The following is a 13844-nucleotide window of genomic DNA, read 5'->3' on the forward strand; positions in this document are numbered from 1 at the left end:
TTTTTGCAGGATGTATGAAAATTAGTTCCTCTATGAAAATCTATCAAATCAGGAGTTTAAACCGATGGATACTAAGTCGTGACCGGTCTTGCGTTATCCAAAATCGGTCACGATTGTTCGGAATTACTGGTCAAGAGACCGGAACGGCCGAATTATTTAATATAAAAGATTCATGCTGATTGGATGAAAATGTTTCATTCAGTCTGAAGTTTCGTTATTCAGAGTTTCATTAGCACGGCGATGCGGCAACCTGATTAAATGCTATTTTCAACTCATCAACACCCCCATCCTCGGCGGTATTATTGCTTCGCCAGGCAATAATGCCATCAGGGCGAATCAACACTGCACCTTGCTGCCTGACGCCGAATATAGCTGCAAATGTATCCGGTTCTGAAAAGCAAATGTCATGATTGATGTGAACAAATTTCAGCTTCATCGCATCTGCTGCCATTTGCCAAGCTGGCTCAACCGCGAACAATACAAATTCTCTACCGAGCAAATCCAGACTGGATATCACATCACCTGCCGCTGTTGTAACCCAGACATGCGGAGCTCGCGTGCCAGGTTGTCCCTGCCAATCTGTAGGCGATGCAGCGGGAGGAAGCTCTAGTCCGGCGCCAAGCACGGCGGAGGATCGGACAATCTGACCTAGTTCCATGGCTTCGTTACTAAACAAGGGATCGGCTTTGAAATCAGAATTTACCCATTTCACATAATCCGGCCGGGAAAAGGTTTGTTGATGCCGCAGCCATCCGATAGGACGTCTTTCGTCATCGTAGGTATCGAGCAGCGTCGCATTTGAACTGCTCTCCAGTACTCGCTGAAGTTTCCACGCAAGATTCCACACATCGTCAATCCCGGTGTTGGCACCGAAGCCGCCGCGGGTTGGAGGAAGCTGGTGGGCTGCATCCCCAGCGAGAAATACACGCCCTTTTCTGTAATGCCTGGCGATGCGTCCAGCCATTTCCCAGCGACCTGTGGTTATGATGTCAAAAGCCATATCGCGCCCTAAAGCTCTACGGATAGCGACGCGCAATTCATCATCGCTACGCTCGATATCATCGATGAACATTAACAACCAGCGGCTATCGTTGTAAGTTGTCAGAAAAGCCCGTAAATTCTCTTGCTCGATCTCGAACTGCTGAACGCCACTAGCGAGATACTGATCCGCCTCCGGGCACTTGAACAGTACACTGCGGACTGTCCGGATATTTCCCACACCTTCCCGTGCAATGCCAAGACGTTCGCGAATGGGACTATCGGCGCCATCTGTTGCGATCATGTAATCAGCTGAGATTGCATAATCTCGACCAACATTTCGATCTCGTAACTGCGCCACAATACTATCGCCACGATCCTCGAAATGTAGCAACTCAGTGCTGTAGCGAAGATCTGCACCGAACTCGATCGCTGCCATGCGCAGGATAGGTTCAAGTTTGTCTTGCGCAATGGCGGCTCCCGTATTGGGTGACAAGCCAGTATTGTACGTGTCGGCTTCGCCGGGCGTCCAAGCCTGTTCACCTTGCCATTCGCCAGCAAGACTTGATGCCTTAACGCGGCGTAAGCGGAAATTTTGAGGTGTTTGGGGTATACGGTCGGCAATACCGACCATGCGGTAGTGCTCCAGCGTGGTTTCGGTATAACCCATGGCACGCGGATGAGTGGAGCTGCCGGAGTGCTTTTCTACTAAGATATGAGGTATTCCGCGCCAAGCGAGAAAGACCGATGCAGATAAACCAACAAGACTACCACCAACGATGAGAACAGGAGTATGTGACATGATTCGTCCTTAATATTTGGCCATTGAATTAGCCATAAACAGAATTAGGACGTGTGCTTACCGTGAAGAAAACTTTAGAGGGAAAACGGAATTTACCGTTTCGTTTGTCGATCAAAGGCTCCACGAGAAATCGGCGCACGTCCGCTCTCGCCGTGGTCATCCGAAACAATTTCAGATGCATTTGGCGTCCCATGGTTGGACGCTGACCGGGGCTCACCACGCCGGTCTACCTTTTTCGACAGCGGAGATTTTATCACACACAAAAACATGTCGATAAGGGCAATACTCAAGGCGTTGCATGGTTCGAAAATCGCGTATTTCAGAAAATCTCGACTACCTATCTCAGTGAGCCCAAAGATCAGAGTTATTAAATTAATGAATAATCGATATCTGTAAATTTGATTTTGAATATTTGCTGCAATGCGGTAAAGTCATTCCTGTCTCCTCCAACACCGTCAAGGTTTGGATTTTAGCCCGCTCGTAGCGGGCTATTTTTTTATCCGTCACTCTTTTTTGAGATGGGGCTGATTATCAATGATTTTTTTTGCGCCGCCTTAAAACAAGAAATCATACCGATGCATCACATTAGTGCTGTTTTTGTTTGGTCAGCGCTGTTTCTATCAGATCAATTTCATGCACCAACTGACGATGTAAGACGTCATCCAGTTGCCTGTTTAACCGCAATTGATACAGTTGATCGCGCTCGGCACGTAAAGCTTCGATGCGCATCTGCCGTTCGACATCCAATTCCCGAATATGGTGTGACGAGCCATTCTGCCGCAACCCATGTGCCAAGCGGCGTCGATATAACTCAATTACGTGCATTGCAGCTTCCATTTGCACCAGGCTCTCAGGCTGATCATTGGGGATGCCACGATACAAATCTTCAACCCGGCGGATTGCAGCAGACGCCGCAGCATTACGCGCAACCGTTTCCTTATTAATCTGAGCCACAGGCTCGGAGAACTCAAAGCCGGCAGCCAGGATAGGCAATGCAATGCTGGCGACAATCAGCGACAGCAAAATAACGCCCATTGCGAGAAAAATCACCAGATCACGAGCCGGAAAATCGGTGCCATCTAACATAGTCAAGGGTAAAGTGAGAATACCCGCCAGGGTAATTGCCCCACGCACACCTGCAAACGCGGTTACCAGCAATAACCGGGGAAAGGACTTTTTATCTGCGACATTTCCCTTTTTGCCAAATAATGTCAGTTTGAGCGAAGCCCAAACCCAGATTAAACGCAAAGTCGTCAGTGCAAAAGTAATGCAAACAATATACGCAGATAAATGTGCAAGGCTGGCGATACCGGTATCAATCGCAATTTCCTCTATGCTTTCGAGTATTCGCGGCAACTGCAAACCCAACAGCATAAACATGATGCCATTCAATATCATCTGCACCGTATCCCATACAGTACGCCGTTGCATGCGGGTTGCCGCCAAAGTGTGGCCGGTCAGATCAGAGTAATGCATGGTAACTCCGGCGGTTACCGCAGCCAGAATTCCTGATGCATTCAGATGTTCGGCTGTCAGGTAAGCAGCGAACGGGATCAGCAAGCTGATCATAATCTGTACACCCGGTTCTTCTCCGGTTTGCCGTATCAGCCAACGATTTGCCAGATTAATGGTGTAGGTCAGCACAATTCCTATCAAAGCACCGCCACCAGCCACCAGCATGAAAGTCCAGGACGCTTTGGCGAGGGAGAAATTCCCGGTTAATGCTGCCAACACAGCAAAACGAAAACAGACAAGACCAGACGCATCATTTAACAGCGACTCGCCTTCAAGAATGTGCATCAGCCTCGGTGGAATCGGTGTTTTGGACGCAATTGCAGAAACGGCGACCGGATCAGTTGGCGATAAAATTGCTGCCAGGGCGAATGCTACTGGTAACGGAATCGCTGGAATCAGCCAGTCGATCAGAAACCCCATACCAACAACCGTAAAAATGACCAGGCCGATGGCAAGCATCAGTATGGGCTTCATATCGAGAAAAAAGGCTTCTTTCGGTATGCGCCAGCCATCCAAAAATAGTAAAGGGGGAATAAATAACAGAAAAAAGATGGCTGGATCTAGCGAGACATCAAACGGGGAAAAAGAAGCAATAATGGCGCCGGTTGCAATCTGAATCAGTGGCAATGGCAGTGCGACCGGGGACAATCTGACAATAAAACCGCTCACAGTAACAGCAAGCAGCAGAATCAAAACCATTGTTATTATTTGCATCGTTCAACCGGAAAAATTGCTTTCCAGACCAAGAAAGCACCTCAATTATCATAGCAGAAGAGTTACAGCTATTTACCGCTTATCTCGGTAATTCCTATGATTCACGAGAAATCATCAATGTCTTACCTTGTTATCGGATCAGAACGCCGCTATTGCGTCAGCGATTTGTCATTGAGTTTATTTCTTTTGACGCAATAGACTATGCATGGCGTTTTCTTTGAATTGATCTGCATCCTCAATATAACCCTGAACAGTCCCGTCGAAACGCCAACCACCTTGGCGCTTAATATCCCGGAAGCTTGCGCCGGCACGGTAAGCACTGGTCGCCATGCCGCGCCGCAAGCTATGACTGCTGAATTCAGGGACGTAATCTAAGCCCGCTGCAGTCGCGCATTCAGTCAGTATTTTATTCACGCTGTTCGCATGCAAAGCCTGTTCGCCGACATGCTTCCACTGATCTATCCGCCTGAAGATTGCGCCGGTATAAACACCAGAAATACTGAGCCATCGTTTCAACGCCGTCGCAGGACAACAACTGCTATCGCCATAAGGAATTGCTTTTACGATTCCCTCCCCCGCCTGATCAGTTTTTGATCGCGGCAGCAGCAGGGTAATTCCCTCTGCTTCCCATTTCACGTCCTCACACCGCAAACTCACCAATTCAGAGCGACGAAAACCTCCGAAAAAGCCTATTTGCAGCAAAGCACTGTTCCTTATTGCTCTTATATCACTCTGTTCGGAGAGATAAAGCACAATGCGCTCCAGCTCTTCGATAACTAATGCCCTCGCCTTTTTTTTGGGTTTCGCATGGACTCGCGTAATGCCAGTCAGGATTTTTCGTACGTTAGGATGAGTGCAGGGATCAGGGAAGCCCTGATGTTTATGCCATTGAGATAACGCCGTAATTCGTAAAGATAGCGTGCGAGGATTAAGTTTCCCCGCATGTTCTGCCATATAACGAATCAGGCTGGCCTCATCGACGGGTAACAGTCCGCCCCACTCCAAAAAATGTCTGATGGCCGACCGATACGCCCGGCGGGTGTTCTCAGACGTTGCTGCCGCGAGAAATACAGCCAGTTGCTGTGCGGAGGTAGTCAAAGATCCATTTTGCGAACCAGGCAGCAACACTGACCGCGTATTCCTGCCTGGCTCAGAAATGTTATCTGTTAGTTGGATTGACTCTGGCAGTGAATTCATATTTCGTAACAGGCAACGGGGAAAACTGGATTAAATTTAAATATAACATTCGATAATATACATTATCAATACTTATATTTCTAAGAAATAAAAATAGATTTTTTTAATTTTTATCGTAATATTACGTATTACGTAATTTATTACCTTATTGAGGTGAGTAATGGCAAGAGCAGGCATTCTTTATTCTGACGTTGCACGAGCCGCCACTGAACTTGCGGCAAAAGGAGAAGCCGCTACCGTAGATAATGTGCGAAAGATGATGGGCGACACAGGGAGCAAAAGTACAATTGCCCCCATGCTTAAACGCTGGAAAGAGGAACATCAGGACGAAGCTCAGGCAGCCAAATCTGGTCTACCTGAATCCATTCTGAATGCGGTACGTGGAGTTTACGCGCTGCTGCAAAGCGACTGTGAGAACAAGATTATTGCGCTGATCGCAGAAAACGATGCATTGATTCAGGCCGCAAAGACCCAGCAGGCAACGCTTAGCGACCTCATAGAGTCTCTCACTACAAGCAAAATCACTCTTGAGGCACAACTAGCAGCAACACAGGAAAAGCTGGAGTCAATCGAGGAGAAATATTCAGCCCTTCAATTAAAATTCACTGGCATGCAAAGTGAAAAAGAAGGATTAACGCTGCGGCTTGACGACAGAAGTCAGGAAGTCAAAGAGTTAAAACAGAAAAATGAGGCAATGCGTCATCAGTTTGAGCATTTCCAGACCGCAACAGCGAATCAACGCGCCGACGACAGAAGAACTTACGAAGCTCGCATGACACAAATAGAAAGCGAGCTGCAGCTTGCCAGAAAAAATAATCAAACTTTGGAAAGCACTCAGACAAAGCAGGAAGCAGAGATTCAGCAGTTACTATTAATTAACGCTGAAATTGCCAACAATGCGCAAAAGCGCAAAGAAGATCTGGATGCCCTTCAGATAAAGCATTATCAAACAGACTTTCTCTTGCAAGAAACGAAGCAAGAAAATTTCCTTCTCAAAAAGGATCTGTCAGCAGCTCAACTGGAATCGCAACGTTTACAGACATCCGCTGCCGTCTCAGCAAAGTTACAAGACGTACTGACTGAGCAACTGAAGCAGTCTGAAATAAAAACAAGACAGGTTGAAGAGGAAAAACAGGCACTGATAATAGAGCTCATCAAAACCAGGGTAAATGATGTTACGTCTAACGAAAATCTTAACGACAACCCGGCACTTGAAAGCCAAAGCAAGCATCTCATACAAGACGTCCCGACAACGAAGCCAGATCGCTGAAGCGGCTAATATTATCTGAAGATATTTAATTCAATTTAACCAAGTAAAATCAATCGCTTCACTTTCAATAGCAGGAAGAACGCGGAAGAATGATTGAATAGACTGCGATATTGATATATATTCTCATTATCATTTAGAGTTACTTCACATCAATTACCGTCTGGTGCCATGAGCAGTTTGCCTGTATCCCCCTCCCCGATCACCCTGAATCATCTTCGCGTTGGCGATGCCGCCATCGTGACTGATCTGTTCCAGCCAGCCCAAAGCAACCTGATTCAGGCAACAGATATCATCCGCCGCTTGAAGGAATTGGGATTCATTCATGGGGAGAAGATCAAAATATTGCACAAAGGTTACTTTGGTGGCGAACCCATCGCGGTCCGGGTCGGAGAATCGACGTTTGCCCTCCGGAATTTTGAGGCAGCCTTAATAGGCGTCAGCAAAACGGAGGTGGCGTAATGACTGACCATCTTAAGCCACAGCGCATTGCATTAGTCGGCAACCCCAACTGCGGTAAAACCGCCTTATTTAACCGACTGACTGGCGCAAGACAAAAAGTCGCCAATTACGCCGGTGTAACAATAGAACGCAAGGAAGGACACTTCACGGCACCAAATGGTCGTCACTGGAGTGTGCTTGACCTTCCAGGCACATATAGTCTGAATGCGATCACACCCGACGAGAAAATCACAGAAGAAGTCGTCAAGGGACAGCGCGCTAACGAAGCTTTGCCTGATGCCATTCTTTGCGTCGTGGATGCAACCAATCTCAAGCGAGGCCTGCGACTTGCCTTTGAACTTAAAGACCTCGGTTTACCATTGATTCTCGCTGTCAACATGATGGATCTGGCAAAAAAACGTCAGATTAATATAGATATCAATGCATTGGCATCGGCACTGAATATTCCCGTTGTTGAGACGATTGCCGTTGAAACTGAAGGTGTTGACGCCTTGCTTCGTCAACTGGAAATACTCGCGCAATCATTAGATGGTACTGATAATGCCCCGCCCGCAGCGACTGCATTAACACGATCACCTGAAGAAATTCAACTTGCCGTAAATACATTAATTGCCGCATGCGTACAGCAAGTAAAAGATGCAGGCAAAGAAGACGCCCCACTCAGTTACCGCATAGACCGATGGATATTGCATCCGGTATTCGGCCCGCTGATTTTTGCTAGCCTCATGTTTTTGGTATTTCAGGCTGTGTTTGCCTGGGCGCAGTTACCGATGGACTTGATTAAGTCATCCATTGAAGGTTTGGGCAGTCTGGTTGAATCAGCCCTGCCAGCAGGCATGTTGCAAGAACTGCTAGTCAAAGGTGTCATCGGCGGTGCCGGTAGCGTTCTGGTTTTCCTGCCACAGATTGTCATCCTGTTTTTCTTTATTCTCGTCATGGAAGACTCTGGCTATCTTCCCCGGGCAGCGTTTCTACTCGATAGAATTATGGGGAAAGTAGGCTTATCCGGCCGTGCTTTTATTCCCTTATTATCCAGTTTTGCTTGCGCCATTCCTGGCATCATGGCGACCCGCACAATTCAAAACCCGCGCGATCGTTTGGTTACCATCATGATCGCCCCTCTGATGACGTGTTCTGCACGACTGCCAGTCTACGCTCTGATTATTGCGGCTTTTATTCCTGAAAAAACAGTACTCGGCATTCTGAGTCTGCAAGGTTTAGTCTTGTTTGCCTTATATATTGCCGGCATTGTTTCTGCGATGCTGGTCGCTCTGTTTTTTAAATATCAATGGGGTAAAGCCGAGCTGCATTCACTCATGCTGGAGTTGCCCGATTATCGCCTGCCGAACACGCGCAATTTACTGTTAGGCTTGTGGGAGCGGGTAAAAATCTTTACCACCCGCGTCGGCACCATCATTCTGGCGTTAATGATTCTGCTGTGGTTTCTCAGCAGCTTCCCTGGCGCACCTGAAAATGCAACGCAACCGCCGATTTATTACAGCATCGCCGGTCATCTCGGACGTCTGCTTGAATTCGTTTTTGCCCCGATAGGATTTAACTGGCAGATTTGTATTGCACTGGTCCCAGGACTTGCCGCTCGTGAAGTCGCCGTTGCCGCACTTGGCACTGTCTATGCCCTGTCACAATCCGGCGACGAGCTTAGCAGCATGCTGGAGCCGCTTATTGCGCAATCCTGGAGTCTTCCGACCGCCTTATCTTTATTGGCTTGGTATGTCTTCGCGCCGCAATGTATCGCAACCTTGAGTGTGGTAAAGCGTGAAACGAATACCCTGCGATATCCTGTATTGATGGCAGCGTATTTATTTGGCCTTGCCTATGTTGCGTCTTTTATTACGTATCGATTGGCGCTATTTTTTACCGGGGCTTAATCATGTTACAAATGGCAATCACTTTTCTGATTTTATTCGCAGCGTTGATCTATCTCCTGCTGAAATGGATGCCAGCGTCTGTCAGAAAAAAAATACAGGTCAAGCTGAGTGGTCGCCATCCCAAGCTCGCCAGTCACTTTGAAGGTGCAGCGAAAAGCTGCGCCAGTTCTTGCTCTTCATCGTGTCATAGTTGCGATGAAACATCGCGTCCCACGCAATTGAGCCAACACTCTAAACCTATCATTCCTATCCATAAAATCTGACATTGTCAGGTGTTTTATCCGTTGCACCCTTCAATACCTGTAGCATCGACGGCAAGTGTGTTGTATTCTTTTGCTGAGTTCCAGATACTGATTCTGGTGTAACAATGATTTGGGGCCGATGCTCAATATGTTGAACAGCATTTACGATAAGACAGAAAAAGGGCGTGAGGAAATCGCTACCCGCAAACATCACTTGGCTAACCGTCTTCGCACATTGCTGGTCATGGTGGACGGAAAACAAAGCGCCACAGATTTATTGAAAAAAGTATCCGCATTAGGGTTTGACGAAAATAATGTACAGGAACTTTTAGATCAGGAATTTATCACCGTTGTCAGCAAAGCCGGGGAAGCGCCCGTCGCTGCTGCGCCTGAAATTAATCTCGTCAGCGACTTACCTCCGCCCGTCGCTGTTGCGGTTGAAGAGATGAGTGAATCTGAACAATTTCGCGAGGTATATACCTTCTTCAACGAAACGATTAAAAGTGTTCTTGGATTGCGCGGGTTCACCTTACAGATGAAGGTTGAGCGTGCAGGTACATTGGATGATTTCAAGAAGTTACGGCAGCCTTATCTGGAAGCGGTGCTGAAATCAAAAGGAAGGGAAATGGCGCGGAGTTTGCGGGACAGACTCGATTATCTGCTATACAAAGGTGAACAAGTGCAGCAGAGCGATACATTATTACGTGATAGTGCAATCAACTTTAGTAACAAGTAATCAGTACATAAAAAAGCCGGGATAGCCCGGCTTTTTTTATTACACCACGTGCGCTGCCGCAGTAGTTTATTCAATCCCCTGACTGCTCAGATATTCCTCGTAAGTACCTTGGAAATCAATGATTTCATTTTCTTTGATCTCAAGTACGCGGGTTGCCAGCGACGATACAAATTCACGGTCATGCGAGACGAAAATCAGGGTTCCCGCATATTTTTCCAATGCGATATTCAATGACTCGATCGATTCCATATCCATGTGATTCGTCGGCTCATCCATTAACAACACATTGTGACGACCCAACATCAGCTTGCCGTACATCATTCGTCCTTTTTCACCACCGGACAGCACTTTCACTGATTTCTTCACATCGTCGCCGCCAAACAAAAGGCGTCCAAGGATGGAGCGCACGGCCTGATCATCATCGCCCTCCTGCGTCCACTGGCCAATCCAGTCCGTCAGATTTTTGTCTGATGCGAACTCTTCGGTAGGATCTTGCGGCATATATCCGACATTCGCATTTTCTGCCCATTTAACAGTGCCGCGATCAGCGTGCAGACCAGCAATATCGTCGCCACCAATGCAACGTAATAAAGTCGTTTTACCGATACCATTGGCACCGATAATCGCTACCCGCTCACCCGCCTCGATCATCAGATCGACATTCTTAAACAGCGTGCGATCGTATGCCTTCGTCAGACCTTGCACTTCTACTGCCAGGCGGTGCAACTTCTTCTCACCATCAAAGCGCACGAAAGGATTCTGGCGGCTGGATGGTTTAAATTCTTCGATTTTAATTTTATCGATTTGCTTGGCGCGGGAAGTTGCCTGACGTGCCTTCGATTTATTGGCAGAGAAACGACGCACGAAATCTTGCAACTCAGCGACTTTCTCCTTGGCCTTCGCATTGTTTGCCATTTGCTGCGCACGTGCCTGCGACGATGCCAGCATATAGTCGTCGTAATTGCCAGGATAGATTTTCAGCGTTCCATAGTCCATATCCGCCATGTGGGTACAGACCTGATTCAGAAAATGGCGATCATGCGAAATGATGATCATGGTTGAATTGCGCTGATTCAGAATATCTTCCAGCCAGCGGATGGTATTGATATCCAGATTATTAGTCGGTTCATCGAGCAACAAAATATCAGGGTTAGAAAACAAGGCTTGCGCCAGCAAAACGCGCAACTTCCAGCCCGGTGCGATCGCACTCATCAAACCCTGATGCTGATCAGTCGGGATACCAACACCCAACAGCAACTCGCCTGCACGTGCTTCCGCCGTATAACCATCATATTCGGCAAATTTGGCTTCCAGATCGGCCGCCTTCATGTAGTCTTCGTCGGTTGCTTCAGGGTTGGCATAGATCGCATCGCGCTCAGACATTGCAGCCCACATTTCTGTGTGCCCCATCATCACTACATCCAGAACGCGCATTTCTTCAAACGCAAACTGATCCTGACGTAATTTACCCAGACGCTCATTCTGATCCAGCATGACTGTGCCGGAAGACTGCTCCAGATCACCGCCAAGGATTTTCATGAAAGTAGATTTGCCACAACCGTTGGCACCAATAAGACCGTAACGATTGCCCTCGCCAAATTTGACTGAGATATTTTCAAACAGCGGCTTAGGGCCAAACTGCATGGTGATATTTGCGGTAGATAGCACGGAAAAACCTTTTGCAAAATGATATGAATTAACCTTGCATTATAACATTGCTGAACAGAAGGATTTTCACTACGGCCTTGAAGTCTTTTGCTTCAATCAGGTTTTTGGGGGAGTATCCGCATAAAACCGCTTAATCTCCGCAGAAACAATGGGGGTTCAAACATACTGGGGGGAGTATATTTCGCCCTTTTTTGATCATTTTTGTCTGCTAAAACAAAAAGCACGATCAACGTCGTGCTTTTTGTTCAGGTTTTCAAACTGAAATACTTCAGTTGAAATCAACTGTGGCAGACTTAATTAAACGTCTTCCCTTCCTCGGCCAGTTTTGCCAGCAATGGCGCTGGTTTCCACGCATCACCGTGGCGACCTTTGGCATATTTCTCCATCGCCCGCACCACATTCGGCAAGCCGACTGTATCCGCGTAGAACATAGGGCCGCCGGTGTGTAATGGGAAACCATAACCGGTCAGATACACCATATCGATGTCAGAAGCCCGTGTTGCGATGCCTTCTTCAAGAATGTAAGCCGCTTCATTCACCAGTGAGTAAATCAGGCGCTCAACGATTTCCTGATCGGAAATTTTGCGACGCTCGATACCCAGATCGGCGGAATGTTTGACGATCATCTCATTCACCACGGCAGATGGATAAGCCTTGCGATCGCCCGGTTTGTAGTCATACCAGCCAGCGCCGGTTTTCTGGCCGAAGCGACCCAACTCACACAACAAATCTGCAGTTTTTGAATAAGTGATGTGTGGTTTTTCCACGTAGCGACGCTTGCGGATATACCAGCCGATATCGTTCCCCGCCAAGTCACCCATGCGGAAAGGTCCCATCGCAAAACCGAGTTTTTCAACGGCTTTATCGACTTGTTCCGGCGTGCAGCCTTCTTCCAGTAAGAACCCCGCCTGACGGCTGTATTGCTCGATCATACGATTTCCGATGAAGCCGTCGCACACACCAGAAACTACGCCTGTTTTCTTGATTTTTTTAGAAATCGCCAGCACCGTTGCCAACACATCTTTCGCCGTTTTCTTACCGCGTACGATTTCCAGCAACTTCATGACATTGGCCGGGCTGAAGAAATGCGTACCCACCACGTCTTGCGGACGTTTGGTGAAGTCAGCAATTTTATCGACATCAAGCGTCGATGTGTTAGACGCCAGAATCGCACCCGGCTTCATGACTTCATCGAGCTTTTTAAAGACTTGCTCTTTGACGCCCATATCTTCGAAAACGGCCTCGATGACCATGTCTGCCTGAGCAATCGCTTCATACGATAACGTGCCTGTGATTAAAGCGACGCGTTGCTCAAATTTCTCTTGCGTCAGCTTGCCTTTTTTCAGCGTGTTTTCGTAATTTTTGCGTATCGTTGCCAAACCTTTGTCCAGCGCTTCCTGTTTCATTTCGAGAATCTGTACAGGAATGCCGGCATTGGCAAAGTTCATCGCAATACCGCCACCCATGGTGCCGGCACCGATCACTGCGACCGATTTCACCGGACGAGTCGGTGTGTCATCAGGAACATCCGGCAACTTGCTGGCTGCGCGTTCACCGAAGAAAGCATGACGCAGCGCTTTAGATTCTGTTGTTTGTACTAATTCGAGGAATAAGTCACGTTCAAATTTAATACCGTCATCGAACTTTTTCGTTACCGCAGCGGCCACGGCTTCGACGCATTTCAATGGCGCAGGGAATGGGCCTGACATTGCGCGTACGGTATTGCGGGAAAATTGCAGGAAGGCTTCGTAGTTTGGGTAATCGATTTTGATGTCGCGTACTTTAGGCAGCGGACGCACATCTGCAACTTTGTTCGCAAATGCGGTTGCCGCTGCCATCAGATCGCCTTCAGCAAGTTCATTGAACAGCGCTGTTTTCGCTAGTTTTTCTGAAGCGATCGGCGTTCCCGAAACGATCATATTCAAGGCCAGTTCCAGTCCGACGACGCGTGGCAAACGTTGTGTGCCGCCTGCACCAGGTAAAATGCCCAGCTTCACTTCTGGCAACGCAATCTGTGCGCCAGGGCTGGCGACACGATAGTGGCAACCCAAAGCCAATTCCAAACCACCGCCCATGGCGACGCTGTGTATTGCTGCGATCACTGGTTTGTCTGACGATTCAATAACACTGATCACCGTATGCAGGCTGGGCTCAGCAAATGCTTTTGGAGAATTAAATTCTTTGATGTCTGCGCCGCCGGAAAATGCTTTGCCTGCACCGGTGATGATGATGGCTTTGACCGCATCGTTATTCTGCGCCTGCTTCATGCCTTCGACGATCGCGTGGCGGGTCGCATGCCCCAGACCATTGACCGGTGGATTGTTCAGGGTAATAACGGCAATGCTGCCGTCAACTTTGTATTCTGCGCTCATGT

10 protein-coding genes are annotated in these 13844 nt (G+C 47.9%); 5 read left to right on the forward strand and 5 right to left on the reverse strand.

Annotated elements, in window-relative coordinates:
• Positions 1-229: 229 nt before the first annotated feature.
• From Undi14_RS16405 to Undi14_RS16415, 3 genes are all read right to left on the reverse strand, one after another.
• Positions 230-1780, reverse strand: a complete 1551-nt coding sequence (locus Undi14_RS16405; RefSeq protein ID WP_200181616.1) for an FAD-dependent monooxygenase — start codon at positions 1778-1780, stop codon at positions 230-232.
• 585 nt (positions 1781-2365) lie between these two features.
• Positions 2366-4009 carry a Na+/H+ antiporter gene (locus Undi14_RS16410; protein WP_200181618.1) on the reverse strand — a complete coding sequence of 548 codons (1644 nt, stop codon included), beginning with the start codon at positions 4007-4009 and terminating at the stop codon, positions 2366-2368.
• A gap of 177 nt (positions 4010-4186) precedes the next feature.
• Entirely contained in the window at positions 4187-4963 is a 777-nt protein-coding gene (locus Undi14_RS16415; protein WP_234030653.1) for a site-specific integrase, read from the reverse strand.
• A 403-nt stretch (positions 4964-5366) separates the two neighbouring features.
• Here Undi14_RS16415 and Undi14_RS16420 point away from each other — a divergent pair, with 403 nt between their 5' ends.
• From Undi14_RS16420 to Undi14_RS16440, 5 genes are all read left to right on the forward strand, one after another.
• Entirely contained in the window at positions 5367-6476 is a 1110-nt protein-coding gene (locus tag Undi14_RS16420) for a DNA-binding protein (RefSeq protein ID WP_200181622.1), read from the forward strand.
• Between the two features lie 168 nt (positions 6477-6644).
• Complete coding sequence (locus Undi14_RS16425) at positions 6645-6935, forward strand: FeoA family protein (protein ID WP_200181624.1); 291 nt, start codon at positions 6645-6647, stop codon at positions 6933-6935.
• Positions 6935-8824, forward strand: a complete 1890-nt coding sequence (locus tag Undi14_RS16430; protein WP_200181626.1) for a ferrous iron transporter B — start codon at positions 6935-6937, stop codon at positions 8822-8824. Before Undi14_RS16425 ends, Undi14_RS16430 begins: the two co-directional genes overlap by 1 nt.
• A gap of 2 nt (positions 8825-8826) precedes the next feature.
• Positions 8827-9087, forward strand: a complete 261-nt coding sequence (locus Undi14_RS16435) for a hypothetical protein (protein WP_200181628.1) — start codon at positions 8827-8829, stop codon at positions 9085-9087.
• A gap of 127 nt (positions 9088-9214) precedes the next feature.
• Positions 9215-9802 carry a hypothetical protein gene (locus Undi14_RS16440; RefSeq protein ID WP_186897416.1) on the forward strand — a complete coding sequence of 196 codons (588 nt, stop codon included), beginning with the start codon at positions 9215-9217 and terminating at the stop codon, positions 9800-9802.
• Positions 9803-9868: 66 nt separating this feature from the next.
• Here Undi14_RS16440 and Undi14_RS16445 read toward each other — a convergent pair whose 3' ends face one another.
• Together Undi14_RS16445 and Undi14_RS16450 are read right to left on the reverse strand one after the other, a co-directional pair.
• Positions 9869-11470 (reverse strand): ABC-F family ATPase, encoded by a 1602-nt coding sequence (locus Undi14_RS16445; RefSeq protein ID WP_186883390.1) that lies wholly within the window; start codon positions 11468-11470, stop codon positions 9869-9871.
• A gap of 293 nt (positions 11471-11763) precedes the next feature.
• Positions 11764-13842 (reverse strand): 3-hydroxyacyl-CoA dehydrogenase NAD-binding domain-containing protein, encoded by a 2079-nt coding sequence (locus tag Undi14_RS16450; RefSeq protein WP_200181630.1) that lies wholly within the window; start codon positions 13840-13842, stop codon positions 11764-11766.
• Between the last annotated feature and the right edge of the window lie 2 nt (positions 13843-13844).

This window comes from Undibacterium sp. 14-3-2, assembly GCF_016595265.1.
Lineage (GTDB): Bacteria > Pseudomonadota > Gammaproteobacteria > Burkholderiales > Burkholderiaceae_D > Undibacterium > Undibacterium aquatile.